The 24,942-nt window shown below is 67.4% G+C and carries 23 protein-coding genes; 7 read left to right on the top strand and 16 right to left on the bottom strand.

Annotated features, from left to right (window positions below):
• Window positions 1-99: 99 nt before the first annotated feature.
• Window positions 100-2,133, top strand: a complete 2,034-nt coding sequence (locus tag ACOTSS_RS17005; protein WP_448689166.1) for a 3-hydroxyacyl-CoA dehydrogenase NAD-binding domain-containing protein — start codon at window positions 100-102, stop codon at window positions 2,131-2,133.
• A 144-nt stretch (window positions 2,134-2,277) separates the two neighbouring features.
• Window positions 2,278-2,508, top strand: coding sequence for a hypothetical protein (locus ACOTSS_RS17010; RefSeq protein ID WP_448689167.1), 231 nt, complete (start codon window positions 2,278-2,280; stop codon window positions 2,506-2,508).
• Between the two features lie 166 nt (window positions 2,509-2,674).
• Here the strand turns inward: ACOTSS_RS17010 and mmsB are convergent, their stop codons facing one another.
• The 10 genes from mmsB to ACOTSS_RS17060 form a co-directional block, all read right to left on the bottom strand.
• Entirely contained in the window at window positions 2,675-3,550 is an 876-nt protein-coding gene (gene mmsB / locus ACOTSS_RS17015) for a 3-hydroxyisobutyrate dehydrogenase (RefSeq protein WP_448689168.1), read from the bottom strand.
• Complete coding sequence (locus ACOTSS_RS17020; RefSeq protein ID WP_448689169.1) at window positions 3,547-3,804, bottom strand: hypothetical protein; 258 nt, start codon at window positions 3,802-3,804, stop codon at window positions 3,547-3,549. Before ACOTSS_RS17020 ends, mmsB begins: the two co-directional genes overlap by 4 nt.
• On the bottom strand, window positions 3,801-4,583 hold the full coding sequence (locus ACOTSS_RS17025) for an enoyl-CoA hydratase-related protein (RefSeq protein WP_448689170.1): 783 nt from the start codon (window positions 4,581-4,583) through the stop codon (window positions 3,801-3,803). The genes ACOTSS_RS17020 and ACOTSS_RS17025 overlap by 4 nt, the downstream gene beginning before the upstream one ends.
• 112 nt (window positions 4,584-4,695) lie before the next feature.
• Complete coding sequence (locus tag ACOTSS_RS17030; protein WP_448689171.1) at window positions 4,696-5,742, bottom strand: enoyl-CoA hydratase/isomerase family protein; 1,047 nt, start codon at window positions 5,740-5,742, stop codon at window positions 4,696-4,698.
• A complete protein-coding gene (locus ACOTSS_RS17035; protein WP_448689172.1) occupies window positions 5,739-6,884 on the bottom strand; it encodes an acyl-CoA dehydrogenase family protein in 1,146 nt (381 codons plus the stop codon). The genes ACOTSS_RS17030 and ACOTSS_RS17035 overlap by 4 nt, the downstream gene beginning before the upstream one ends.
• Window positions 6,885-6,935: 51 nt before the next feature.
• On the bottom strand, window positions 6,936-7,244 hold the full coding sequence (locus ACOTSS_RS17040; RefSeq protein ID WP_448689173.1) for a GIY-YIG nuclease family protein: 309 nt from the start codon (window positions 7,242-7,244) through the stop codon (window positions 6,936-6,938).
• A 42-nt stretch (window positions 7,245-7,286) separates the two neighbouring features.
• Complete coding sequence (locus tag ACOTSS_RS17045; RefSeq protein ID WP_448689174.1) at window positions 7,287-7,694, bottom strand: RidA family protein; 408 nt, start codon at window positions 7,692-7,694, stop codon at window positions 7,287-7,289.
• Window positions 7,687-7,992 carry an I78 family peptidase inhibitor gene (locus ACOTSS_RS17050; RefSeq protein ID WP_095386649.1) on the bottom strand — a complete coding sequence of 102 codons (306 nt, stop codon included), beginning with the start codon at window positions 7,990-7,992 and terminating at the stop codon, window positions 7,687-7,689. Before ACOTSS_RS17050 ends, ACOTSS_RS17045 begins: the two co-directional genes overlap by 8 nt.
• A 29-nt stretch (window positions 7,993-8,021) precedes the next feature.
• Complete coding sequence (locus ACOTSS_RS17055) at window positions 8,022-8,567, bottom strand: hypothetical protein (RefSeq protein WP_448689175.1); 546 nt, start codon at window positions 8,565-8,567, stop codon at window positions 8,022-8,024.
• A gap of 65 nt (window positions 8,568-8,632) precedes the next feature.
• On the bottom strand, window positions 8,633-10,126 hold the full coding sequence (locus ACOTSS_RS17060) for a CoA-acylating methylmalonate-semialdehyde dehydrogenase (protein WP_448689176.1): 1,494 nt from the start codon (window positions 10,124-10,126) through the stop codon (window positions 8,633-8,635).
• A gap of 99 nt (window positions 10,127-10,225) precedes the next feature.
• Between ACOTSS_RS17060 and ACOTSS_RS17065 the strand changes: the two genes are divergently transcribed.
• Window positions 10,226-11,110, top strand: coding sequence for a LysR family transcriptional regulator (locus ACOTSS_RS17065; protein ID WP_448689177.1), 885 nt, complete (start codon window positions 10,226-10,228; stop codon window positions 11,108-11,110).
• A 9-nt stretch (window positions 11,111-11,119) separates the two neighbouring features.
• On the opposite strand, the gene ACOTSS_RS17070 is transcribed toward ACOTSS_RS17065, so the two are convergent.
• Window positions 11,120-12,436, bottom strand: coding sequence for an MFS transporter (locus tag ACOTSS_RS17070; RefSeq protein ID WP_448689178.1), 1,317 nt, complete (start codon window positions 12,434-12,436; stop codon window positions 11,120-11,122).
• A gap of 20 nt (window positions 12,437-12,456) precedes the next feature.
• Window positions 12,457-13,245 carry a 2-keto-4-pentenoate hydratase gene (locus ACOTSS_RS17075; RefSeq protein ID WP_448689179.1) on the bottom strand — a complete coding sequence of 263 codons (789 nt, stop codon included), beginning with the start codon at window positions 13,243-13,245 and terminating at the stop codon, window positions 12,457-12,459.
• Between the two features lie 167 nt (window positions 13,246-13,412).
• Here ACOTSS_RS17075 and ACOTSS_RS17080 point away from each other — a divergent pair, with 167 nt between their 5' ends.
• Window positions 13,413-14,471, top strand: a complete 1,059-nt coding sequence (locus ACOTSS_RS17080; protein ID WP_448689180.1) for a LacI family DNA-binding transcriptional regulator — start codon at window positions 13,413-13,415, stop codon at window positions 14,469-14,471.
• A 126-nt stretch (window positions 14,472-14,597) separates the two neighbouring features.
• Here the strand turns inward: ACOTSS_RS17080 and ACOTSS_RS17085 are convergent, their stop codons facing one another.
• Entirely contained in the window at window positions 14,598-16,196 is a 1,599-nt protein-coding gene (locus ACOTSS_RS17085) for a family 43 glycosylhydrolase (RefSeq protein WP_448691368.1), read from the bottom strand.
• 272 nt (window positions 16,197-16,468) lie between these two features.
• Window positions 16,469-19,273, bottom strand: a complete 2,805-nt coding sequence (locus ACOTSS_RS17090) for a TonB-dependent receptor (RefSeq protein WP_448689181.1) — start codon at window positions 19,271-19,273, stop codon at window positions 16,469-16,471.
• A gap of 275 nt (window positions 19,274-19,548) precedes the next feature.
• Here ACOTSS_RS17090 and ACOTSS_RS17095 point away from each other — a divergent pair, with 275 nt between their 5' ends.
• Genes ACOTSS_RS17095 through ACOTSS_RS17105 form a run of 3 tightly spaced genes read left to right on the top strand, consistent with a single transcriptional unit; the run spans window position 19,549 to window position 22,306 of the window.
• Entirely contained in the window at window positions 19,549-20,928 is a 1,380-nt protein-coding gene (locus ACOTSS_RS17095) for a pectate lyase family protein (protein ID WP_448689182.1), read from the top strand.
• A complete protein-coding gene (locus ACOTSS_RS17100) occupies window positions 20,925-21,335 on the top strand; it encodes a cupin domain-containing protein (RefSeq protein ID WP_448689183.1) in 411 nt (136 codons plus the stop codon). The genes ACOTSS_RS17095 and ACOTSS_RS17100 overlap by 4 nt, the downstream gene beginning before the upstream one ends.
• Window positions 21,332-22,306, top strand: a complete 975-nt coding sequence (locus tag ACOTSS_RS17105) for an alpha/beta hydrolase (RefSeq protein ID WP_448689184.1) — start codon at window positions 21,332-21,334, stop codon at window positions 22,304-22,306. Before ACOTSS_RS17100 ends, ACOTSS_RS17105 begins: the two co-directional genes overlap by 4 nt.
• 104 nt (window positions 22,307-22,410) lie before the next feature.
• Here the strand turns inward: ACOTSS_RS17105 and ACOTSS_RS17110 are convergent, their stop codons facing one another.
• Window positions 22,411-23,931: a carboxylesterase/lipase family protein gene (locus ACOTSS_RS17110; protein WP_448689185.1), complete on the bottom strand. Its 1,521-nt coding sequence runs from the start codon at window positions 23,929-23,931 to the stop codon at window positions 22,411-22,413.
• Window positions 23,918-24,928 (bottom strand): sugar kinase, encoded by a 1,011-nt coding sequence (locus ACOTSS_RS17115; protein WP_448689186.1) that lies wholly within the window; start codon window positions 24,926-24,928, stop codon window positions 23,918-23,920. Before ACOTSS_RS17115 ends, ACOTSS_RS17110 begins: the two co-directional genes overlap by 14 nt.
• Window positions 24,929-24,942: the final 14 nt, after the last annotated feature.

The following is a 24,942-nucleotide window of genomic DNA, read 5'->3' on the forward strand; positions in this document are numbered from 1 at the left end:
CTCCGTTCGTGTCGAGCGAAGTCGAGACACGCCGAGCCCAGCGCAAGACGCTTCTCGACTTCGCTCGACACGAACGGAAAGACTTTCAAGGAGCCAGACATGTCCGAAGATACCCCCATCAGCGTGACGATGCAGAAGGACGGCGACGTCGCCGTCATCATCGTCAACAACCCGCCCGTCAACGCGCTGTCGTGGCACGTCCGCCAGGGCCTCGAAGATAATTTCAAGGCGGCGCTCGCCGACGAGGGCGTCAAGGCGATCGTGCTGCGCTGCGACGGCGGCACCTTCATCGCCGGTGCCGACATCAGCGAGTTCGGCAAGGCCCCGCGCGGCCCCGATTTCAATGCCGTCCTCAACATGATCGAAGCGGCGTCGAAGCCGGTCGTCGCGGCGATCCACGGCACCGCGCTCGGCGGCGGGCTGGAGACTGCGCTCGTGTGCCACTATCGCGTCGCGGTGCCTTCGGCGAAGCTCGGGGTGCCCGAGGTCAAGCTCGGCCTGCTGCCCGGCGCGGGCGGCACCCAGCGGCTGCCGCGCGTCGTGGGGGTCGAGGCCGCGGCGACGATGACCTCGCTCGGCGACCCGCTGCCCGCCGCCAAGGCGAAGGAGCTCGGCCTCGTCGACGAACTGGCGGGCGAGGACAGCCTGGCCGCCGACGCCATCGCTTTTGCCCGCGCGAAGATCGCCGACGGTCCGCGGCCTACCCGGGATCGGGAGGTGTTCGGCGACGTCGCGGTGATCGAGCAGCTCAAGACCGCGAACGCCAGGCGCTGGCGCGGCTTCGAGGCGCCTTACGCCAACCTCGCCTGCGTCGAGGCGGCAACCCGGCTGCCCTTCGACGAGGGCCTCGCCTTCGAACGCGAGCAGTTCACGAAGCTGATGTTCGGCAGCCAGTCGGCGGCGCAGCGCCACATCTTCTTCGCCGAGCGCCAGGCCGCGAAGATCGACGGCCTGCCCAGGGACATCAAGCTGCGCGACGTCAAGAAGGTCGGCATCATCGGCGCCGGCACGATGGGCGGCGGCATCATGATGAATTTCCTGCAGAAGGGTTTCGCCTGCACGATCGTCGAGACGCAGCAGGAAGCGCTCGACCGCGGGCTGGGCGTGGTGCGCAAGAATTACGACGCCTCGGCCGCGAAGGGCCGCTTCAAGCCCGAACAGGTCGATCAGATGATGGGGCTGATCACCCCCTCGCTCGAACTGGAGGCGCTCGCCGACTGCGACCTGATCATCGAGGCGGTCTATGAGAATATGGACGTCAAGAAGGAGATTTTCGGCAAGCTCGATCAAGTAGCCAAGCCCGGTGCGATCCTCGCGTCGAACACCTCCTACCTCGACGTCAACGAGATCGCGGCATCGACCAGCCGGCCGGGCGACGTGCTCGGCATGCACTTCTTCTCGCCCGCCAATGTCATGAAGCTGCTCGAGGTGGTGCGCGGCGACAAGACCGCCGACGACGTCCTCGCCACGGCCATGTCTATTGGCAAGAAGATCGGCAAGGTCGCGGTTGTCGCGGGCGTGTGCCATGGCTTCATCGGCAACCGCATGCTCGCGCCGCGCCAGATCGAGGCGCAGAAGCTGCTGCTCGAAGGCGCGACCCCGGCGCAGGTCGACAAGGTCCACACCGATTTCGGCATGCCGATGGGTCCGTTCCAGATGAGCGACCTCGCCGGCGTCGACATCGGCTGGCACCGCGACCCCAACCGGATCGAGAGCATCCGCGACGCGCTGTGCGCCGAGGGCCGCTGGGGGCAGAAGAAGCAGGCGGGCTTTTACGATTATGACGACAAGCGCAATCCGTCGGAAAGCGCGCGCGTAACCGAGATCATCGACGAATTCCGCAAGAAGGCGGGGATCGAGAAGCGCGAGATCAGCGAGTCCGAGATCGTCGAGCGCACCCTCTATCCGATGGTCAACGAAGGCGCGCTGATCCTCGCCGAGGGCAAGGCGCAGCGCGCGAGCGATATCGATGTCGTGTGGATCTACGGCTATGGCTGGCCGGTCTATCGCGGCGGCCCGATGTTCTGGGCGGGGCTGGAAGGCACCGACAAGATCGCCGCGGCGCTGGAACGGCACGGCTTCGAAGTTGCGCCGCTGCTGAAGGAAAAGGCCGCGGCGAAGGCGGGGTTCTAGACCCTCCCGTATGGACAAAAACGAGGCCGTCTGTCCCGATGCGGGGCAGGCGGCCGTTCTTCTGCCGGAGAAGCGCCTTCGATCCTGCGGGAATCTTGCGATTCAGGGTTAAAGCGCTGGCAAGCGGTGCCGTTAGGGCAGAGCATGAACGCCATGCCCCTCGCCGCCGCCCTGCTGCTCGTCGCGAGCGCCCCGGCCGCCGCGCCGCCGCCGAAACCGACCGCGGTCGGCATCGCGCGGGCCCGGATCGTGGCGCCCGTCGAGATGCGGCGGGTGAACGGACGGATCGAGGTGCGGACCGGCCGGACGGACGCGCCGACGCAGGTACATCGCACCCCGCGCCGCAATGGCGGCGAGACGGCGGATTTTTATTGAGCTTGGCCGGGGACTATGCCGCCTCGTTTTCATCGTCACCCCGGGCTTGACCCGGGGTCCCGCTTTCACCGTCGGACAAACTTCGCCGTGGCAATTGCCAGAGACAAAATCAGCGGGACCCCGGATCAAGTCCGGGGTGACGGAACAAGGAAGTTTGACGGGGCGGTCAGCCCTGCAGCGTCCGGATGATCGCCGAGAAATCGTGGCCGCCCTCGTCCGCCGCGACGAACGCCTCGTAAAGCTCGCGCGCGCGGCTACCCATCGGGACGTCGGCGTCGACGCTCGCCGCGGCCTCCATCGCGAGGCGCAGGTCCTTGAGCATCAGCGCCGCCGCGAAGCCGCCCTTGTAATCATTGTCGGCCGGGGTCGTCGGCCCGACGCCGGGGAGCGGCGCATAGCTGGTCAACGACCAGCACTGCCCCGAACTGACCGAAGCGATGTCGAAGAATTTCTGCGGATCGAGCCCCAGTTTCTGCGCGAGCGCGAGGCTTTCGCAGGTCGCGATCATCGAGGCGCCGAGCAGCATGTTGTTGCAGATCTTCGCCGCCTGCCCCGCACCCGCGTCGCCCGCGTGGATCACCGCCTTGCCCATCTGGGCGAGGATCGGCTGGCTCCGCGCGAAGCCTTCGTCGGTGCCGCCAACCATGAAGGTCAGCGTGCCGGCATTGGCGGCGGCTATGCCGCCCGAGACCGGCGCATCGACCGCGACGAGGCCCTTGGCGATCGCGGCCTCGATATTGGCGCGCGCGGTCGCGACGTCGATCGTCGAGCAGTCGAGGAGCAGCGTGCCCGGCGCGGCGTTGGGGAAGACGTCGGCTTCGTAGACCGACGCAACATGCTTGCCCGCGGGGAGCATCGTCACCACCGCCTCGGCGCCGGTTACCGCTTCGGCCGCCGAGGCGGCGCGGGTGCAGCCCGCTTCGACGGAGCGCGCGAGCGCCTCCTCGCTGAGATCGAAGGCGCGGACCTCATGCCCTGCCTTCGCGAGGTTCGCGGCCATGCCGCCGCCCATATTGCCGAGTCCGATGAAAGCGATTTTCATAGCAGTTCCAATTCACCCAGAATGACAGCCACCCCGACAAGGATGAAAAACGGGCCCAGAATGAACCCGAGGATGGCTTGAAGATTTTTGAGAAACCAATCGAGCTTCGTCAGCGGCAACGATTCTTCACCGGTCGACCGCAGAATAGCGGCTTCCAGCATGTTGACCGTCTCTTGTTTCCTGTATCGCCAGTGGTTCCAGCCGACCGACAGGACGACTGCACCGATAACCAGCGAAACAAGACCCGCGATCACCGCCCCTTCCACACGCCTTCGCGCTTCTCGATGAAGGCAGCCATGCCCTCGGCCTTGTCCTCGGTCGCGGCGAGAATCTGGAACAGGCGGCGTTCGTAGATCAGCCCCTGGTCGAGTGTCGTCTCGAACGCGGCGCCCACCATCTCCTTGTTCACCATCGCGGCCATCGGCGGCATCGACGCGATCAGGGTCGCGGTCTTCACCGCCTCCTCGACCAGCGTTGCATGCTCGACCACCCGCGCGACCAATCCCGACCGTTCGGCCTCGGCGGCGTCCATCATCCGGCCGGTCAGGCACATTTCCATCGCCTTCGCCTTGCCGACCGCGCGGGTCAGCCGCTGCGACCCGCCCATGCCCGGCGCGACGCCGAGCTTGATTTCGGGCTGGCCGAACTTCGCCTTGTCCGACGCGATGATGAAGTCGGCCATCATCGCGAGTTCGCAGCCGCCGCCGAGCGCGAAGCCGTTCACCGCGGCGATCCACGGCTTCCTCACCTTCTTCACGAAATCGCTCGTCCATTTCGAGAAAAAGTCCTCGAGATAGAAATCGGCCGCCGGCTTGTCGGCCATCTCCTTGATGTCGGCGCCCGCGGCAAACGCCTTGTCGCCCGAACCGGTGAGGACGGCGCAGCGCTGGCTGTCATCGGCTTCGAAGGCCGCGAAGGCCGCGATGAGGTCGTCGAGGACCGACGAGTTGAGGGCATTGAGCGCCTGCGGGCGGTTGAGCGTCACCAGCGTGACGGCACCGCGCGTTTCGACGAGGAGGGTTTCGTAGGTCATTCGGTGTCTCCGGATTCTCGTCATGCCGGACTTGATCCGGCATCCCGCTTTGCGACGTCGAGAAAGCGGGACCCCGGATCACATCCGGGGTGACGAAAGGTGGGTGGCAAGATCAGGTGAGCGGCGTCCATGTCTCGTTATCGGGCAGCGGTGCGAAGATCGCGTCGATCCACGCGTCGGTGACCGCCTCGGCAGTCGGAGGATCCCATTTCGGGCTGTTGTCCTTGTCGACGATCAGCGCGCGAACGCCTTCGAGGAAATCGTGCATCGCGACGACGCGGCTGCCGATCGCATATTCCTGCGCCATTTCGGCAGCGAAATCGGGCATCGCCGCGCCCTCGCGAAGCTGACGCAGCGCGACCTTGCAGGTCTGGGGCGACTTGGTGTGGAGCGCGTCCAGTTCCTTCGCCGCCCATTCGCCGCCATCCCTTTCCAGCGCGGCGAGGATGTCCTCGTAACGGTCGCTGGCGAACAGGCGGTTGATCTTGTCGATCTGGCCGGTGATCGCGGCGGGCGGCGCGGTGACCGACAGCTCGCCCAGGATGCCGCCGATGCGGTCGGGGTGCGCCGCGATCCGCGCCTTGGCCTCGGCCAGCCGCTCGGACGGCAAATAATGGGTGGCAAGCCCGAGCGCGAGGCATTCGGCCCCGTCGAGCCGCGCCCCGGTGAGCGCGAGGAAGACGCCGACGCGTCCTTCGAGCCGCGGCAGATACCAGCCGCCGCCGACGTCGGGGAAGAGGCCGATGCCGGTCTCGGGCATCGCGAAGCGGGTATGCTCGGTCGCGACGCGATAGGCGGCCGGCTGCGAAATGCCGACCCCGCCGCCCATGGTGATGCCGTCCATGAAGGCGACGACGGGCTTCGCATAGGTGAAGAGCAGATGGTTGAGGCGATATTCGGTGTGGAAGAAGGCGCGCGCCTCCCGCCCGTCCTTCGCGCCGCTTTCCGCGAGCATGCGGATGTCGCCGCCGGCGCAGAAGCCGCGGCCCTCGCTATGGTCGATGATCACCGCCTCGATTGCGGCGTCATCGCGCCACGCCAGCAGCGCCTCGATCATCGCCTCGCACATGGCGAGGTTGAGCGCGTGGATCGCCTTGGGACGGTTGAGCGACAGGCGGCCGATGCGGCCTTCGACGCTGATCAAGACATCTTCGGTCATTGGCGCAGCAGGTCCCTTCCCACGATCATCCGCATCACCTGATTGGTCCCTTCGAGGATCGAATGGACGCGCAGGTCGCGCCAGAAACGCTCGATCGGATAATCCTTCAGATAGCCGTAGCCGCCGAACAGTTGGAGCGCGTCGTTGACGATCCGGCTGCCGTTATCGGTCGCGAGCCGCTTCGCCATCGCCGAGAAGCGCGACTTGTCGGGGGCGTTCGCGGTGACCTTCGCCGCGGCGAGATAGAGCAGCGCCCGCGCGGCTTCGAGGTCGGTCGCCATGTCGGCGAGCATGAACTGGGTGTTCTGGAAATCCGAAATCGGCTGCCCGAACTGCTGGCGGTCCTTGGTATAGGCGATCGCTTCGTCGAGGCAGCGCTGCGCCCCGCCGAGCGAGCAGGCGCCGATGTTGAGCCGCCCGCCGTCGAGCCCCGCCATCGCGAAGCGGAAGCCGTCGCCTTCGGCGCCGACCCGGTTTTCGACCGGCACACGGCAATCCTCGAAGACAACTTGAGCCGTAGGGGATGCGTTCCAGCCGAGCTTCTTCTCGGGCGCGCCGAAGCTCAACCCCGGCGTGTCCTTTTCGACGACGAGGCAGGAAATGCCCTTCGACTTTTCCTCGCCGGTGCGGACCATGCAGACATAGATGTCGTTGGTGCCCGCGCCCGAAATGAACTGTTTGGTGCCATTGAGGATATAATGGTCGCCGTCCCGCCTCGCCGTCGTTTTCAGGGCAGCGGCGTCCGACCCCGAACCCGGCTCGGTCAGGCAATAGCTCGCGATCTTCTCCATGCTCACGAGCTCGGGCAGGAAGCGCGCCTTGATCTCCGCGCCGCCGAAGCGGTCGATCATCCACGTCGCCATATTGTGGATCGAGACATAGGCGCTGGTCGCGGGGCAGCCATAGGCCATCGCCTCCATGATCAGCGCCGCCTCCAGCCGGCCGAGCCCGATACCGCCCGATTCCTCGGCCACGTAAATGGCGCCGAAGCCGAGTTCGCCCGCGGCCTTCCACACGTCGACGGGATAATGATGTTTCTCGTCCCATTCCGCCGCGAAGGGCGTGATGCGATCGGCGGTGAACTTGCGCGCCATGTCCTGAATGGCGAGCTGGTCGTCGGTGAGTTGAAACTGGTCGGTCATGCTCATCTTTTCTCTGCCGTCATGCTGACGAAAGTCAGCATCCATTCAAAACTAGGCCAGCGGCGGGAAGCCCAAGCGGATCGCCCAATCTTCCCAGAAGGGATTTTCCTTCTCGATCAAGGCGGCCTTCCAGTCGCGGCGCCACGCCTTGAGCCGCTTTTCGCGTGCGATGGCGGCCTCCATCGTGTCGTGCATCTCGTAGAAAACGAGCCGCTTCACGCCATAGCGCTTCGTGAACCCGGCGATCATCTCTTCGCGATGTTGATGGACGCGGGCCATCAGATCGGAAGTGACGCCGATATAGATCGTGCCATGGCGCTCGCTCGCCATAATATAGACGCAGGGGTTCCGTTCGCGCATCTTGCCCCCTCCAATGGAGTGCCGAATGGATGCTGACTTTCGTCAGCATGACGGAGAGGCCCCGACAATGGCCTCGGCCTCGATTTCGACTTTCCATTCGGGGCGCAGCAGCGCCGACACGACGACCATCGTCGCGGCGGGCCGGATCGCGCCGAACACCGCCCCGTGCGCGCGCCCCACGAGGTCGGCGTCGGCGGGGTCGGTGATGAACATGCGGGTGCGCACGACGTCGGCGGGCGCGCCGCCGAGCGCCGCGAGCGCTTCGCCGATGATCGTCAGGCAGCGCGACGCCTGCACCCCGGCGTCGCCGGCGGTCGACGAGCCATCGGGCTCGATCGGCGCGCAGCCGGCGACGTCGATCCGGTCGCCCACCCGAACCGCCCGGCTGTAGCCGTAGACGGGTTCGAAGGGCGAGGCGGAGCTATGGGTGCGGCGCGGGCTGTCAGCCACAGGTGATCTGCGTGATCTTGTAGGCGTCGTCGTACATGACGTTCACCCGGTCCTGGCGATAATCCATCGTCATCGCCGAGCGCGGCGGGCCCCAGCGCAGGGTGCGTGCGCCCGCGGCCTTGAGGATGGCGCCGCCGAGTTCGGGCGCCGCGGTCTGGCCGACATAGCTCTGCACGGCGTCGGCGTTGCAGGTCATTTCGGCGGGCGGTGCCGGCGGCGTCGATTCGGCGGGGGCCTCGCTCGCGGCGCAGGCGGCGAGCGGCAGGGCGGCGGCGATTGCGATCCAGCGGTTGTTCATCCCATCAACTCCCTTTCATCCTTCGCCGCTCAGGCGGCACAGCGCGTATAGCGCATCGGTTCGGCCGCGGCACCCTCGCCATAATCGCGGCGCACCAACGTCTTGCCGCCATCCTCTACCGCGAGCAGCATCAGCCGGTCCCATTCCTCGCCCTCCCCGCTGAACTTATAGTCGGCGACGATGCGGTTCGCGCCGCGATCGCGCACGCGGGCGAGGTCGCCGGCCGATTCGAAGAAGCGCAGCGTCTTCGAATCGATGACCAGTGCGGTGAGGTCGGTGCCGGGACGCGCCGCGCAATCCTCGGCCTTGAGCGCCCAGCGTCCCTGGATCGCGGCGGGGATCGCCTTGTCACCGCTGCCGATGCCCGGCTCGGGCGCGGCGGGCGGCATCACCGACGGGTCGGGGGTGTAGGCGAGGCCGGCGTCGCCCGTCGCGGGCGCGGCGGGCGCGGGTTCCACCGGCGCGACGGGTGCCGGAGCGGCCTTGTCGGCGGCCTCGGCCGGCTGCTTCTCGTCCTTTCCGCCGCTGCAGGCGGCGAGCATCAGCACGGCGGCGGGGAAGATCCAACGCATCATCGTCATTCTCCTTCGCAGGGAAGAATGCGTGACGAGACAGCGCGGTTTCATCGCCGGTCCAGCCGTCAGCCCATCGTCGGAATGACGAAGGCGTTCGATCCGTCGCCGCCGCCGTCGGGCCAGCGCGCGGTGACCGTCTTGACCTTGGTCCAGAATTTGACGCCTTCCATGCCGTGCTGGTTGGTGTCGCCGAATGCCGAGCGCTTCCAGCCGCCGAACGTATGATAGGCGACCGGCACCGGGATCGGGACATTGATGCCGACCATGCCGATGTTGACGCGCTGCGCGAACTCGCGCGCCGCGTGGCCGTTGCGCGTGAAGATGGCGACGCCGTTGCCGTACTGATGCTTCGAGGGGAGTTCGAGCGCGGCCTCGAAATCGGGGGCGCGGACGATCTGGAGGACGGGGCCGAAAATCTCTTCCTTGTAACTTTCCATGTCGGGAGTGACATGGTCGAAGAGCGTCGGGCCGACGAAGAAGCCATCCTCATGCCCCTGGAGCGTGAAGCCGCGGCCGTCGATGACGAGCTCGGCGCCTTCGTCGGCGCACTTCTGGATCCAGCCTTCGACCTTCGCCTTGTGCGCGGCCGAGACGACGGGGCCGTAATGCGCCTCGGCATCGGTCGACACGCCGACGCGCAGCGCCTCGATCGCGGGGATCAGCTTGGCCTTGAGCCGTTCGGCGGTCTCGTCGCCGACCGGCACGACGACCGGCAGCGCCATGCAGCGCTCGCCGGCCGAGCCGAAGGCGGCGCCGGTCAGGTCGTTCACCACCTGGTCGAGGTCGGCGTCGGGCATGACGATGCCGTGGTTCTTCGCGCCGCCCATCGCCTGCACGCGCTTGCCGTTCGCGACGCCGCGATTGTAGACATAATGGGCGATGTCCGACGAACCGACGAAGCTGACCGCGCCGATGTCGGGATGGTCGAGGATCGCATCGACCATTTCCTTGTCGCCGTGGACGACCTGCAAAATGCCCTCGGGCAGCCCCGCCTCGAGCATCAGCTCGCCGAGCCGCACCGGCACGCTCGGATCACGCTCGCTGGGCTTGAGGATGAAGGCGTTGCCGGTCGCGATCGCCGGGCCGAACATCCACATCGGGATCATCGCGGGGAAGTTGAACGGCGTGATGCCGGCGCCGATACCGATCGGCTGACGCATCGAATAGACGTCGATGCCGGGCCCCGCGCCCTGCGTATATTCGCCCTTCAGCACATGCGGGATGCCGCAGCAGAATTCGATGACGTCGAGCCCGCGCTGGACGTCGCCGCGCGCGTCGGCGACCACCTTGCCATGCTCGCTCGCGAGCAGTTCGGCGAGTTCGTCGAGGTGCGCTTCGACGAGGCGCTTGTAATCGAACATCACCCGCGCGCGGCGCTGCGGGTTGACCGCCGCCCACGCCGGCTGCGCCGCCTTCGCCGCGGCGACGGCCCGATCGAGCAGCGCGGCGTCGCCGAGCGCGACCGCGGCCTGGACGCCGCCGTTGTTGGGATCGAAGATGTCGCTCTGGCGCGCGCTGCCGCCGGCACCGCCGACGATGTGATGGTCGATCTGTCGCATGGGTCGAGTCTCCCGATTGTCTTCATCGTCAGCCACAGACCAACGGCGGCGCGATTGCAAGGGATAGACTTGCAGGGCGATGCTGCATATTTGCAGTTCATGGATTGGGACAAGCTGCAATATTTCCTGTCGGTCGCGCGCCACGGCACGCTGGCGCGCGCGGCGCAGGCGCTGCATGTCGACCCGACCACGGTGAGCCGGCGCGTCGGCAGCCTCGAGGCCGATCTGCAGCAGACGCTGTTCGAGCGCGCGCCCGCGGGCTTCGCGCTGACCGCGGCGGGCCGCGCGCTGCTGCCCCACGCCGAGGCGATGGCGGCGGCGGCGGCGCGCATCCACCGCGCCGAGGGGCGGTCGGACCTGTCGGGGCAGCTTCGCATCAGCGTCTCCGAAGGCTTCGGCAGCAGCTTCATCGCGCCGCGGCTCGCGGGCTTCGTCGCCGCGCATCCCGAAATCGAGATCGACCTCGTCGCCTCGTCGGGTTTCCTCAACCCCTCGCGGCGCGAAGCCGACATGGCGGTGCTGCTCGCGCGGCCGCGCAAGGGCCCGCTGCTGACGCGCAAGCTCGCCGACTACAGCCTCGGCCTCTACGCGCCCGCGGACCGGCCCGACTGGCGGGAGGCGGTCGAGCGGGCGCCGCTGTCGCGCGCGGGGATGGCGGTGATCGGCTATATGCCCGACATTCTCTATGCCCCCGAGCTCGACTATCTGGGCGAGATCGAGCCGGGGCTGCGCGCCACCGTGCGCTCATCGTCGATCCTCGCGCAGCGGCGGATGATCGCGAGCGGCGCCGGGGTCGGGGTGCTCCCCTGCTTCCTCGCCGCCGACGATCCCGCGCTGGTGCGCGTGCGTCCCGATCAGGTGATCGGGCGCAGCTTCTGGCTCGCGCTCCACCGCGACGTCGCGCCGCAGCCGCGCATCCGCGCCTTCATCGACTGGCTCGATACCGAAGTACGCGAGGGGCGGACGCTGCTGGTGCCGTCCTGACCCCCGCCGTCACGCCGCGGGCGGTTCGCTTTCGACCGTCACCTGCGTCAGCCTGGGGCTGAGCAGGTGGATCGCCCCGACCGCGAGGAAATAGACCACCGTGCAGGCGGCGAAGATGACCGTGTAGTTGCCGCCCGTCGCGTCGAGGACGAGGCCGGTCGATTTCGCCATGATCATCCCGCCGATGCCGCCCGCGAAACCGCCGAGCCCGATCACCGAGCCCACCGCGCGCTTCGGGAACATGTCGGGCGGGATCGAGAGGATGGTCGACGAAAAGGCCTGATGCCCCGCGAGCGCGATGCCGATCAGCACCACCGCGAGCCACATATTGCTGAGCCCGGTGACGAAGAGCAAAGGCAGCACGCAGCAGCCGGCGCCGAGCATCGTCGCCTTGCGCGCGAAATTGACGCTGTGGCCGGTGTGGATCAGCCTTGACGACACCCAGCCGCCGATGATGCTGCCGGCGTCGGACAGGAGATACATGATGATCATCGGCAGCAGCACGACCTTCAGGTCGACGTTATAGGTGTCGGCGAAATATTTGGGCAGCCAGAAGAGCATCAGGAACCAGACCGGGTCGGTCAGGAATTTGCCGATCGCGAAGGCCCACGCCTCGCGCTTGGTGACGATGCGGCCCCAGCCGAGTTTCTCGACCCGTTCGGGCGGATCGTGCTCGATCCACGCGAGTTCGCCCTCGCTCACCCGGCCGGTGTCGCGCGGATTGCTGTATTTCCACAGCCATAAGACCAGCAGGACCACGCCGACGAGCCCCGAATAGATGAAGGTTTCGCGCCAGTCGAACCCCAGTCCCACCATCAGCAGCGAGATCGCAGGCGCGGTCAGGATGACGCCGATCGTCGTCGCGCTGTTGACCCAGCCGATCGCATAGGCGCGTTCCTTTTGCGGGAACCATTCGCTCGACGCGCGGACGACCGCCGGAAAATGCCCGGCCTCGCCGACCCCGAGCATCGCGCGCGCGACCATGAAGGAGACGACCGAGCTCGCAAAGCCGTGCGCGACATGGCCGATCGTCCAGATCGTGATCGCGATGCCATAGCCGATGCGCGGGCCGAAACGGTCGATCAGCCAGCCCATGAACAGATAGCCCAAGGCATAGGCGGCCTGGAAGGCCATGACGATGTTGCCATAGTCGTTCTCCGTCCAGCCGAGATCGTCGCCCAGCGTCGGCGCGAGCAGGCCGAGCATCGTCCGGTCGATATAGTTGACCGTCGTTGCGGCGAACAGGAGCGCGACGATCGTCCACCGATAGCGCCCCGTCCGGGGCACCGGCGGCGGAGCCGCTGCGTCTGCGAAGGCCTGCGCCATATGTCTCTCCCGTCTTTGTTTTATAGGCTTTCGATCGTGCAGCCGACGCGGATCTTTCCGTCGAACAGCGCATCGGCCCGCTGGCCGGGCCGGATTTCATGGACGCCGGTGATCGCGCCCGTCGACACCCAGGTGCCGGGGGGGATGGCGATGCCGCGCGCGCGCAGGGTGCGGATCAGGAACAGCGCGGCGCCGAAGGGACCGTCGAGCATCGTCGCCATCGTCGCCGCGCCGACGCATGCGTCGTCGATGCGGAATTCGACCGGCATCGACAGGAGATCGCGGTCGCGCCAGCCGGCGATCGCCGGACCGAGCACCAGCCCCTTGTTGTTGCCATAGTCGGATGCGGTGACCGCGGGGCCGTGGTCGTTGATCGCGGTGAAGGGCGAGCTCGCGACCTCGATCCCGGTGCGAAGCTCGTCCACGATGTCCTTGACCGATTCGATGTCCCACGCACGGTCGCCGACCTCGCCGAGGCGGAGCAGCACTTCGGCCTCGGCGGCGGCGAAGCCTCCTCCATAGACGGGCATCGCCGGGCATTCCCCTGCGCTCGCATCGACGATCTCATCGGTGAAGATCGGACCCGTCAGCCGGTTGTCGCCAAAACGCGCGACCAGATCGGCCGCGATCCGGCCGACTTTCCAGCCGCCGATGCGGCGCCCGTCGAGCGCGATCGCCGCATCCTGGATCGCATAGGCATCGGCCATCGTTTCCGGCACCGCGCCCGGATACAAGGTAAGCGGTGTCTTTTCGGCGCGCGCGGCGACGAACGCCCTGGCCACATTTTCCTGTTCGCCGGTTGCCCGCATCTTTGTCGTTTCCCTCTTTCGCGGAACCGTCTAAAAGACACCGGTGTCAAAAGCAAGCAAATAGCCACTGGCCCGGTTGATTTTGCGCCCGCGAACGCTCACTAGGGTTTTGACCGGGCAGGAATTTCAGGGAGTTTGGGCAGCTCGGTGAAGAGAAAGCGGACGATATGGCGGCACGCACGGGTGGACAGGGCGGCAAGCAACCGACGATCAACGATGTGGCGGCGCTCGCCGGGGTTTCCAAAAAGACCGTCAGCCGCGTCATCAACCGCTCCGAATTCATCAGCGAGAAGACGCGGCTCGCGGTCCAGAAGGCGATCGAGACGCTGGGGTTCGTCCCCAATCCGCAGGCGCGCGCCCTCGCCTTTCGCCGCAATTTCCTGATCGCGCTGCTCCACGACAATCCGAACGCGCAAACGGTGCTGAATTTCCAGCAGGGCGTGCTCGACGCGATCAAGGACAGCGATCTCGCCCTGCTCGTGCGGCCGGTCGATCGCGGGTCGGACAAGATGCTCGAGGATGTCCGCACCTTTCTCGAAAAGCAGCGGCCGATCGGCGCCATGCTGCTGCCGCCGATTTCGGAGAATGACGAACTCGCGAAGCTCTGCGAGGACCTCGGCGTACGTTACGTCCGCGTCGGGTCGGCGCTGCTCGACGATGCGAAGCATTGCGTGTCGTCGAACGACCGCGAGGTGGTCGGCGAAGCGGTGCGCCGGCTGATCGCGCTCGGCCACCGCCGCATCGGCTTCGTGCGCGGCCCGGTGGGCTTCCGCTCGGCCGCCGAGCGCGAGAAGGGCTTTCGTGAGGCGCTGGCCGAAGCGGGACTCACCCTCGCCGACGACCATTATGCGCCGGGCAATTATCGCTATACCGCAGGGATCGAAGCAGGCGAGAAACTGCTGTCGCTCGCCGAGCCGCCGACCGCGATCTTCTGTTCGAACGACGAGATGGCGGCGGGGGTGATGAGCGTCGCGCACGGCAAGGGCATCGCGGTGCCCGGCGCGTTGTCGATCATCGGCTTCGACGATTCGCCGACCGCGACGCATATCTGGCCGACGCTGAGCACGGTGCGCTGGCCGATCCGCGAGATGGGGGTGCGCGCGGCGCGTACGCTGGTCGCGGATTTCCTCGGTTCGGGCGCGCGCATCCCCGAGGGCGAAAGCCCGGTGCTCGCCTCGACCTTCGTCGAGCGCCAATCGGTCGCGGCGCCGGGCGGCAAGGGGTAGCGCGATCAGAGTTGATAATTGTCATCCCGGCGAAGGCCGGGATCTCGCCGGTGCATCACAACGAGACGTTGGGATCCCGGCCTTCGCCGGGATGACGAGACGAGAGGAGCGATCGACGCCACTCCGTCAGCCGAGCGCGCGGAAGGTGAAGTTCGAAAAGCGCGCTTCGCCCTCGCCCGCCGAATAGAGGCCGGGGCGCAGCATCAGGAAGCCGCCGCGGACATTGTGGTGGTAGCCCGACACCTCCATGCCGCGGTCGAAGCGCACCCATGTCTTTCCGCCGTCGCCGCTGGTGTCGTAGGTGACGATGTGGCGGTCGTTGGTGACGCGCATCCGCATCCGCCGCCCGTGGGGGTTGACGGGGCGGCCGCGCTCGATGCCATATTGGTGGGTGACGAAACGCTCCGCGTCGAAGCCGAGCCCGCAATAGAGGCGGTCGTCGTAGAAGAGGATCAGCCCCGCGGTGCCGCCGGGCGCGATCTCGATATCGCATTCGAAGCGATAGGCCTGGTCGCCCGCGATCAGCAGCAGCGGCGACGAGTCGACCGGCGCCGCGCCGCGCGCCTTCAGGATCAGCGCGCCGCCTTCGACCCGGGCGCGGGCGCGCTCGTCGGGGGTGGGGCGGAAGAAATTCCATTTGGCGCCGAGGTCGAGCGCGGCGAAATCGTCGGAAAGCGCCATGCCGTGCGGCCCCGCGACGCCACCCGCGGGCTTGGCGAGCGGCCGAGACAGATCGCCACCGGTCATGCGGAACCAGCCGTCGGCGGTCCATTCGACCGGATCGAGCAGGGTCTGGCGGCCGAGCGTCCAATAGCCGTTCTCATAGCCGTGATAGACGCTCCACCAGTCGCCCGCGGGCCCCTCGACGAGCGTCGCATGGCCGCGCGACCACCATTTCTCGTCATGCGAGACGGTACGCACGATGGGGTTCGCCGGGCAATTTTCCCATGGCCCGTGGATCGAGCGCGAGCGCGCCGCGATGACCATATGCCCGGTCGGCGGCCCGGCGGTGCCGCCGACCGCGGTGATCATGTAGAACCAGCCGCCGCGTCGCAGGATCTTCGGTCCTTCGGGCGAGAAGCCCTCGACCACCCAGTCGGCGGGATAATGCCACGGATCGTAGACATGCTCGGGCTCGCCGATGCGGCGGAGCCCGTCGTCCGACAGCCGCACGCGGTCGCCGCCCGACAGGAAGAGCCAGCGCGACCCGTCCTCGCCGACCGCGTGGCCGGGATCGATGTGGTTCGGCAGGTGAAGGTCGACGGGGTCGCTCCACGGTCCCTCGATGCGGTCGGCCCAGATCACCCAGCTCGTGTTCGGGCCCTTGGTCGGGATGTAGAGATAATAGCGCCCCGCGTGCTTGCAGAGTTCGGGCGCCCAGACCGAGCCGATGTTGCGGGTGAGCGCGGGCCCGATCGGGCGCCAGTTCACCAGGTCGCGCGAGTGCCAGACGACGAGCCCCGGATAGGAATCGAAGGTCGAGAAGGTCATGTAATAGTCGCGCCCGTCCTTCAGGATCGACGGGTCGGGATGGTCGCCGGCCATGACCGGGTTGAGGAAGCGCCCGTCGCCGAGATCGGCCTTGCGCTGCCCGTCGAGGCCGGTACCCCAGCGCGGCGGCGAGGCGGGCGCGGGGCAGGATGCGGGGTCGGCCTCGCTCGCCGCCCGCGCGGCCCCCGGCGCGAGCGCCGAGCCGAGGAGGCCGGCCCCGGCCAGTTTGATCATGTCGCGGCGACCCGTCATGCCTGCCTCCGTTCAAAATGGCGATTATATCGATTGCAAATGCGAGCGGCGGCTTGGGGATGGGGCCCCGCCCCCCCTTTCGTCATTCCCGCGAAAGCGGGAACCCAGAGCGTGCGTCGGCTGACCCCACCCTGGGTTCCCGCTTTCGCGGGAATGACGAAGGTGGGAGATGCAAAATATGTCATCGCCTAAAAAATGGCCCGGTCCTGCAGTCCAAGACCGGGCCACGAGGGGGGATGGTTTCCCGGGAAAAATCAGATCTTGAACCGCGCCCCGAACAGGAAGGTGCGGCCGTAGTGATTATTCTCGTAATTGCGGTTCGCGTAGATGTCATTGAAGCGATAGCGATAATCGTCGGTCAGGTTGGTGCCCTCGATCGACAGCTCGATCTGCTCGGTCAGCGCGTAGCGGATCGAGGCGTCGAGGTTGAACGAGCTGCCATAGCCTTCGAAGATATTGTTGTTGCCGCTGGTGCTGTCGTTGTAGCCCGAGCGCCACGCGGCCGAGGTGCGTACCGACAGCTTGCCGTCGTCATAATAGACGGTCGCGTTCCACGCGCGCTTGGCGAGGCCGAGCAGCGGCTGGGTGTAGGTGCCGTTGGGCTGGGCGACGAGCTTGTTCTGCACCGGATCATATACCAGCGGACCCGAGATGCTGTAGTCGACGTCGCTCTTCACGAAGGTCGCGTTGCCGAGCACGCCGAAGTGGCGGAGCGAATCCGAGAAGACCGAGAAGGGCAGCTGCAGCGAGAATTCGACGCCCTTCAGATTCGCGCCCGGTCCGTTGCCGGTGGTGCGGAATTCGAACTGGCGGTTCGGGTCGCTGCCGCCGACCACCGCGTCATAGGCGGGAGTCCCCGGCGTCAACAGCGAGGTCGGCAGCCCGCTCGACGCATAGGTGCCCTGCAGCGAGGTCGAGATCGGGAAGCTTTCGATATCCTTCGCGAACAGCGCGACCGAGGCGATCGCCCCCGGCGCGAAATACCATTCGGCGGCGAGGTCGAAGGTCGTCGCGCGATAGGGTTCGAGGAAGGGATTGCCCGAGGTGATGCGGAAGTTGAACTGGTCGACCGAGCCGCCCGGGGTCAGGCTGCCCAGCGTCGGGCGCGTGATGACCTTCGCGATTGCGCCGCGCAGGATGATGTTGTCGGTCGGGTGGAGGTTGAGGTTGAACGACGGCAGCCAGTCGTCATAGGTCCGATCGACCGTGACGAAGGTGCCGCTGGTGAAGCCCGACGAGCTCTGCTCGGTCTTCGCATAGCGCACCCCGGCGTTGCCGGTGAGCCGCATGCCGAGCAGTTCGGTCTCGAACTCGGTCATGAACCAGCCGCCATAGGTTTTTTCGGTGACCGCGCGCTGCTCGCCCTGCTGCAGCACCGCCGGACGGCCGTAGAGGTCGATCAGCGCAGTGCCCGCATCGAGATCGGGGACGATCCAGGCGTTGGTGTTGCCCGAGGGCTGGCCCGCGTCGCCGAGTTCGAACAGCTCGGCGATGTCGGGCGTGACCGGCAGGCCGCCGGTGCCCGGCGCGCAGGTGAAGGCCGCGCAATAGGTGCTGTCGCGGCGATAACCGACCGTGTCGAAATCGAACTGGCGATAGAAGCCGCCGCCGAGCAGCTTGAAGCGGTCGGCGACATCCCAGTCGAAATCGGCCGCGAAGGTCTTGAACTTGTTGGTCAGGAAGGACGGGCGATCGCGGAATTCGGCGAGCTCGAACGCGGCGGGATCGTCGATCCCCGCCCCGAAGCTCAGGAGCGGAAATTTCGTGTTCGTATAATCATAGTGATAGCCGGTCGCGTCGGTGTCGTCGAACGCCAGCGTCGTCTCGACCGGGATATCGGCCTTCGATTTGGAAAAGCCACCGAGCAGATTGAGCTTGAAGCTGTCGGTCAACCGCTGCTCGAGCCGCGCCGAAAGCTGGTAGAATTTGGTCTCGCTCTCGCGCGAATAGCGTTCGGTGCGGACATAGACATTGTCGAGGTCGGCCGAGACGAGATTGTTGTTTTCGTCGATCACATAGTTGGAGACGTCGATGCCGCGCTCGTTGCTGCGCAGCAGGACCTCGCCCCAATATTCGTCGCGGGTTTCCTTGAAGGTCGAATAGAGGCCGTCGATCGAGATCTTGGTGTTCTCGCTCGGTTCGAACTGGATCGACGCCGTCGCGCCGAGGCGCTCGCGGTCGTGGCTGACGAGGCCGTAGCGCGGGATGCGCGGGTGGAAGGCCTCGGCGACTTCGATGCACTCGGCGGAGGGGGTGGCGACGAAGTTCGACCCCGTCATGCAGGTGACGCCGTCGACGCTGCGGAAGGGCGACTGCGCCCAGCGCACGCTGTTGTTGCCGAGTTCGAGCGTGGTGTAGTCGGACCAGGCGACCGAGGCGGACACGCCGAAGGTCTTGTCGGCGTTGGTCCAGCCGATCAGCCCCGCGAGGCGCGGGTCGACGTCCTTCGACAGGTCGTTGTAGCGCGCCTGCGCCGAGGCGACGAGCGTCAGCCCTTCCTTGCCGCCGAGCGGATTGCCGGTGTTGAGGTCGACGACCGCGCCCAGCGATCCTTCATCGAGCGAGGCCGAGGCGGTCTTGTGGACGACGAGCGAGGTGAACAGCTCCGACGCGAAGACGTTGAAGTCGAAGGCGCGGTCGCGGTTCGCCGCGGCGCCGTCGGTCGAAGTCGCGATCGTCTCCATGCCGTTGAGGCGGACGCGGGTGAACTGCGCGCCGAGCCCGCGCACGGTGATCGCGCGGCCTTCGCCGGCGTCGCGCTGGATCGAGATGCCGGGAATGCGCTGGAGCGATTCGGCGAGGTTCTGGTCGGGGAATTTGGCGATGTCCTCGGCGACGATCACGTCGACCGCCCCGGTCGAATTGCGCTTCTGGTCGAGCGCCTTGTCGAGCGAGGCGCGGAAGCCGGTGACGACGATCTCGTCGGCGGGCGCCGCATCGGTGGTTGGCGTATCGGCGGCGTCCTGCGCGAAGGCGGGCGAAACCGCCAAGGCGGCGAGCGAAGCGCCGCAGGCCAGTCGGGTCAGGGTGCGTACGCCCCGCGTTGCGATCAGTGTCATCGTCATTCCTCCCTTTCGCAGTGCACTCCCCCGCTTGGCAAGGAAATGACACCGGTTACTTTCGTGGACGAAACCCATCGACCGATGGCCGTCCCAAAAATGCTCAGAGAGTTCGCGGATCGCGCCGCCCGCACGAATGCGGCCAGCCCGGGGCGCCCTCTCCCCCATGGATCTTGTTTTATCGCCGGTTTAGGTAACCGGTGTCAAAAATGATTGAAGGATATCGCCGCCTATGTCAAGACCCCAATCGCGATGAGAGATACGGGAGAGAATAGATGCTGAAAAAGCTGTTGTTCGCCGCGCTTCTGATGGCCCCGGCGCTGCCCGCAAGCCCGGCTTTCGCGGCCGATTCGGCGGCGAAGGCCTTCCCCGGGGCGGTCGGTCCCGCGGCGGCGACTCCGGGCGGACGCGGGGGCAGGATCATCCGCGTGACGACGCTCGCCCCCGACGGCCCAGGCTCGTTCAAGGCGGCGGTCGAGGCGAAGGGGCCGCGCATCGTCGTCTTCGAAGTCGGCGGCGTGATCGACATGGGACGCATGACGCTGACGATCACCGAGCCCTTTCTGACCATCGCCGGCCAGACCGCGCCGGGGCCCGGCATCACGCTGATCCGCACCGGCATCGACCTCAAGACCCACGACGTGATCATGCGCCATCTGCGCGTCTACACCGGGGTCGACGGCCAGCCGAAGCGCAGCGGGTGGGAGGCCGACGCGCTGTCGACCGTCGCCGCGCACAATGTCGTGATCGACCATTGCACCTTCCTGTGGGCGATCGACGAGAATATGTCGGCGTCGGGCCCGCGCTTTGCCGGCAAGACCGTCGCCGAATGGCGCCAGGGCACGAGCCACGACATCACCTTCTCGAACAATCTCGCCGCCGAGGGACTCGCCGACGCGAGCCATCCGAAGGGCGAGCACAGCAAGGGCTCGCTCGTCCACGACAACACCACCGGCATCGTCTTCTACCGCAATATCTGGGCGCATAATGTCGAGCGTGCGCCGCTGGTGAAGGGCGGGGCGCAGGTGTTGATGATCAACAATCTGATCTACAACCCGGGGCACCGCGCGGTGCATTATAATCTGATGAACCTCGAATGGGTCGGGCACGACTATGTCACGGGTCAGATCACCGCGATCGGCAACGTCATGCGCGGCGGCAACGACACCGACGCGGGGCTGCCCTTTCTGATGCTCGGCGGCGACGGTGACCTGCAATATTATGGCAAGGACAATCTGGCGGTCGACCGCCACGGCAATCCGCTCCCCGAATTCGGCCGCTATGGCGAAACGCGCGCCGAGATGATCCGCGCCAAGGCGCCGCTCGCGCCGGTCGCGGGCTATGACATTTTGCCGACGCGCGATGTCGAGACCTCGGTGCTCGCGACCGCGGGGGCGCGGCCGTGGGCGCGCGACGCCGAGGAAATCCGCATCCTCTTCTTCGTCGCCGAGGGGCGCGGCGACATCATCGACGACGAGAAGGAGGTCAGCGCCTATCCGAAGGTCGAGGCACCGGTGCGCGCGCCCTTCGTCGAGGCCGAGTGGAACCTCGCGACGATGGAGCCGAAATCGGGCCGCTACCCCGCGCAGACCGCGCCGATGCCGCAGGAACATCTGTCGGCGCGCGACCTCGATTCGCGCGGCGGCGTGAAATGAGCGCGCTGCTCGCGCTGCTGCTCGGCGGCGCGGCGACGCCCGCTCCGGCGATGGTCGTGATCGACGAGACGGCGACGGTGCGCGAGGAAGCACCGCCGCACGGCGAAATCGGACGATCGACCGCGTGGCGGATCAGCGACGCCGTCCCCGCCCCGCGCAGCTTCGAGTTCCGCAAGCGCGCGCTGCACGTCGGCGCCGCGATCGGCGTGCACCGAATCGCGCACGACGAAATCTATTATGTCGTCTCGGGAACCGGGATCGTCCGGTCGGACGGCGAGGAGAAGGCGTTGAAGCCCGGCATGGCGGCGTGGCTCTACACGGGTGCGCAGGTCGGCATCCGCCAGACGGGAAGCGAGCCGCTGGTGCTGATCGTCGCGTACCCGAATCCGCCGAAGGCCGGACAGTGACGCTCGGCCGCCGCGGCCTGCTTGCCGCCGGCCTCGCGCTGCCCCTCGCGGCCGCCGCCGCCGCGAAGGAGGCGTGGACGCGGCCCGCGGGCCTCGCGCCCGACGGCAGCGTCGCGCTCTGGCCCGACGGCCATCTCGCCGTGCCCGCGGGGCTCGTCGAGCGCATCGTCCAGCGCAGCGAAGACCCGCAGGCCAGCGACCGGATGGTCGAGCATGTCACCCGGCCGCGCCTCGACATCTTCCGCCCGGCGAAACCAAACGGCGCGGCGGTGATCCTCGCCCCCGGCGGCGGCTACCGCTATGTCGTGATCGACAAGGAGGGCTATGAGCTCGCGCGCTGGCTCGCGGCGCGCGGCGTCACCGCCTATGTTCTCTTCTACCGCCTGCCGGGCGATGGCTGGGCGAATGGTGCCGACGTGCCGCTCGCCGATGCGCAGCGCGCGGTGCGGCTGGTGCGCAGCCGCGCCAAGCAAGACGGCATCGACCCGGCGCGCGTCGCCTTCGGCGGCTTTTCGGCGGGCGGCCATGTCGCGACCAGCCTGCTCACGCGCTTCGACGCCCCCGTCTATGGGGCAGTCGACGCGGCCGACGCGCGGCCGGCGCGGCCCGATGCGCTCGCCGGCATCTATCCGGTGGTGTCGATGGATCCTGCAATCGCCCATCCGGGGAGCCGCGAGAAGCTGCTCGGCGCGAATCCCGATGAAGCGCGCGAGAAACTCTATTCGCCCGAACGTAATGTCCGCCCCGGCCAGCCGCCGCTATGGCTGCTCCACGCCGAGGATGATCCCGCCGTCAAGGTCGAGAACAGCCTGCGCCTGCGCGAAGCGGCGCGCGCGATCGGCGCTTCGTGCGAAAGCCATGTCTTCGAGCGCGGCGGCCACGGCTTCGGACTGATGAAGACGGCGGGACTGCCGGTCGCGATCTGGCCCGAGCTGCTGTGGAACTGGCTGGGCAACCACGGGATCGTTTGATCCCTCCGTCATCCCGCGAAGGCCGGGATCTCAACGGCGCGGAACGATGCACGGGTGAGATCCCGGCCTTCGCCGGGATGACGCTAAGGTGATAGCGAAGCTCGTCAGCTGCCCGGCTGAATATAGGGCACCCGCGCAAACAGCTCGCGCTCCCAGCGGCGCGGATCATTCTCGACGCGGCTCTCGGCATCGAAAATCATCGTCTGTCGCTTCGCGAGATCATAGGCCGGCCAGCCCGGATAGCCGGTGCGCGCGAAGCGGACGAAGGCGTCCATTACGACATCGCTCATCACCTGCTGCGCGGGCGTCGGGTTCGGGATGGTGCCGAAGCTGAGGCCGATGTCGTCGGTGTGCTTCGCTTCCTCGAAATCTAGCTGGTAGACGAAGGCGGGCACCCCTGCCCGCGCCCGCGCCTCGGCCTCTTCGACCTGCCCGCGCCAGCTGCGCGCCGCGGTGACGATGCGGTGGAACAACTCGAGCGGCGGCGCGGCGGGATAGCGGGCGCGGAACTGCGCCACGGTCCATTCAGGATGGATATCGACCCGCATCTCGGGCGCGATCCGTGCCGCGAGATTGTCGTAGGAAAGGCCGCGCAGCTGCTTGCCGTCGGGCGCGTAGAAGGCGCGCGTTTCCATCACCGCATTGCCGAGCATCATCGGGATGCCGAGCGACTGCGGCGCGGCATCGGGCCAGAAAGGATGGCGCATCAGGTGCTTCATATCGAGCACCGGCCCCATATAGACGCCGCCGCCGAGGATCGGGTCGGTCGCGGAGAGCGCCGCGATCAGCTGCTCGACCGGCGCGGTCGCGGGGTCGACGTCTTTGCCGAGCGCCGCGAGAAACGCCTCGGCGCGCCGCGTGGCGTTGAGCGGGCCCGAGGCGGTGACCTGCTGCCCGCTCATCGTGATCGCCTTGTGGAACAGCCCCTCGGCCCCGGGCATCGCCATCAGCGTCGCGATCTTCGCGCCGCCGCCCGACTGGCCGAACAGGGTGATATTGCCCGGATCGCCCCCGAAGGCCGCGATGTTGCGCCGGATCCATTGGAGCGCGAGGATCAGGTCGAGCTGCCCCGCATTGCCGCTGTCGGGGAAGCGCGGGTCGAGCCGCGCGAGATAGAGATAGCCGAGCGTGTTGAGCCGGTGGTTGACGGTGACCACCACGACATCGCCGCGCGCAGCGAGGTGCGCGCCGTCGTTGATGGGGTCGGTGACGCTGCCGGTCGAATAGGCGCCGCCGTGGAAATAGACCATGACGGGGCGCTTCGCGTCGGCGCGCGGGGACGGCGTCCAGACGTTGAGGAACAGGCAGTCCTCGGATTGCGGCTGGTAGCGGTCGCCGCGCTGGGGACAGGCAGGGCCGAAAACGGCGTCCGGCATCTGCTCCGCCGCACGAACCGGAACCGGCCGGCCGAAACGCGCGGCGCGGCCGTACCGAATTCCCGCGAAGCGATGGGAAGGAGGCGTTCCGTTATAAAATTGGCTTCGATAAGTACCATCGGGTGCCGCGACCTGGAGAAGGAGGTCGTCGCCCACCCGCGCGCGGGCTGACCGAACCGGCCCGGCCAGGCCGAGAGCCAGTGCGCCGCCGAGCAGCGCGCGGCGGCTGACGCCCTCAGCGGCGGACATCGAGCCCGCCGCCGTGGAAGGCGTCGATGTCGGCCTGCCCGAAGCGGCTTGCGTCGCCCGGCAGCGAGTGCTTGAGGCAGGTGAGCGCGAGGCCGGTTTCGGCCATCGTCTTCGCATCGCCACCGGTCAGATGCGCGTGGAGCACCCCGGCGGCGAAGGCGTCGCCGGCGCCGATACGGTCGACGATACCGGTGACGTCGACCTCGCCGGTCTGGTGCGCACCGCTGCGCAGGTCGACGCGCGCCGCGATGCGATGATGGTCGGCGGTCAGCGTGTGGCGCGCGGTAGAGGCGATGATCCGGAGGCCGGGAAAGGCGGCGAAGCCCGCCTCGGCCGCCTCGCGCCGCCGGTCCTCACCCTCGCCGCTGAACGGCCGGCCGAGCACCAGCGACAGGTCGCGGTGGTTGCCAAAGAGGATGTCGGCGGTGCCGATCAGTTCGGACAGGATGGCGCGCGGGTCGCTGTCCCACGCCTCCCACAGCATCGCGCGGTAATTGCCGTCGAAGCTGACCGGCACCCCGAGCCGCTTCGCCGCGCGCGCCGCGGCGAGCGCCGCCGCGGCCGAGCGCGGCCCGAGTGCGGGGGTGATGCCCGACAGGTGGAGCAGGCGCGCACCGCCCAGCAGTCGGTCGAAGTCATAATCCTCGGCCCCGCTCGCTGCGAAGCTCGACCCCGCGCGGTCGTAGACGATTTCCGATGCGCGCAGGCCGGCGCCGACGCTCAGGAAATAGAGGCCCATCCGACCCGGATGGAGGGTGACGGCGGTGCAATCGACATTTGCGCCGCGCACCGCCGTCACTGCACCGCGACCCAGTGCATTCGAAGGAATCTTGCTCACCATCGCGCAGTCGTGGCCGAGATGCGCAAGCCCGATCGCGACATTCGCCTCCGCCCCCCCGACATGCAGCGCGAGCGCCGGCGACTGCATGAGCAGCTCGTTGCCCGGCGCGGTCAGGCGGATCAGCAATTCGCCGAAGAAGACGAGGCGGCCGGTCATCGCAGCGTCCCTCC

Source organism: Sphingopyxis sp. NJF-3 (assembly GCF_053514865.1).

Excerpts from the sequence above, each read along its gene's own strand:
- ACOTSS_RS17005 (WP_448689166.1), top strand. The coding sequence starts at position 100 with ATGTCCGAAGATACCCCCATCAGCGTGACGATGCAGAAGGACGGCGAC.
- ACOTSS_RS17010 (WP_448689167.1), top strand. The coding sequence starts at position 2,278 with ATGAACGCCATGCCCCTCGCCGCCGCCCTGCTGCTCGTCGCGAGCGCC.
- mmsB (WP_448689168.1), bottom strand. The coding sequence starts at position 3,550 with ATGAAAATCGCTTTCATCGGACTCGGCAATATGGGCGGCGGCATGGCC.
- ACOTSS_RS17025 (WP_448689170.1), bottom strand. The coding sequence starts at position 4,583 with ATGACCTACGAAACCCTCCTCGTCGAAACGCGCGGTGCCGTCACGCTG.
- ACOTSS_RS17030 (WP_448689171.1), bottom strand. The coding sequence starts at position 5,742 with ATGACCGAAGATGTCTTGATCAGCGTCGAAGGCCGCATCGGCCGCCTG.
- ACOTSS_RS17035 (WP_448689172.1), bottom strand. The coding sequence starts at position 6,884 with ATGACCGACCAGTTTCAACTCACCGACGACCAGCTCGCCATTCAGGAC.
- ACOTSS_RS17040 (WP_448689173.1), bottom strand. The coding sequence starts at position 7,244 with ATGCGCGAACGGAACCCCTGCGTCTATATTATGGCGAGCGAGCGCCAT.
- ACOTSS_RS17050 (WP_095386649.1), bottom strand. The coding sequence starts at position 7,992 with ATGAACAACCGCTGGATCGCAATCGCCGCCGCCCTGCCGCTCGCCGCC.
- ACOTSS_RS17055 (WP_448689175.1), bottom strand. The coding sequence starts at position 8,567 with ATGATGCGTTGGATCTTCCCCGCCGCCGTGCTGATGCTCGCCGCCTGC.
- ACOTSS_RS17060 (WP_448689176.1), bottom strand. The coding sequence starts at position 10,126 with ATGCGACAGATCGACCATCACATCGTCGGCGGTGCCGGCGGCAGCGCG.
- ACOTSS_RS17065 (WP_448689177.1), top strand. The coding sequence starts at position 10,226 with ATGGATTGGGACAAGCTGCAATATTTCCTGTCGGTCGCGCGCCACGGC.
- ACOTSS_RS17070 (WP_448689178.1), bottom strand. The coding sequence starts at position 12,436 with ATGGCGCAGGCCTTCGCAGACGCAGCGGCTCCGCCGCCGGTGCCCCGG.
- ACOTSS_RS17075 (WP_448689179.1), bottom strand. The coding sequence starts at position 13,245 with ATGCGGGCAACCGGCGAACAGGAAAATGTGGCCAGGGCGTTCGTCGCC.
- ACOTSS_RS17080 (WP_448689180.1), top strand. The coding sequence starts at position 13,413 with ATGGCGGCACGCACGGGTGGACAGGGCGGCAAGCAACCGACGATCAAC.
- ACOTSS_RS17085 (WP_448691368.1), bottom strand. The coding sequence starts at position 16,196 with ATGATCAAACTGGCCGGGGCCGGCCTCCTCGGCTCGGCGCTCGCGCCG.
- ACOTSS_RS17090 (WP_448689181.1), bottom strand. The coding sequence starts at position 19,273 with ATGACACTGATCGCAACGCGGGGCGTACGCACCCTGACCCGACTGGCC.
- ACOTSS_RS17095 (WP_448689182.1), top strand. The coding sequence starts at position 19,549 with ATGCTGAAAAAGCTGTTGTTCGCCGCGCTTCTGATGGCCCCGGCGCTG.
- ACOTSS_RS17100 (WP_448689183.1), top strand. The coding sequence starts at position 20,925 with ATGAGCGCGCTGCTCGCGCTGCTGCTCGGCGGCGCGGCGACGCCCGCT.
- ACOTSS_RS17110 (WP_448689185.1), bottom strand. The coding sequence starts at position 23,931 with ATGTCCGCCGCTGAGGGCGTCAGCCGCCGCGCGCTGCTCGGCGGCGCA.
- ACOTSS_RS17115 (WP_448689186.1), bottom strand. The coding sequence starts at position 24,928 with ATGACCGGCCGCCTCGTCTTCTTCGGCGAATTGCTGATCCGCCTGACC.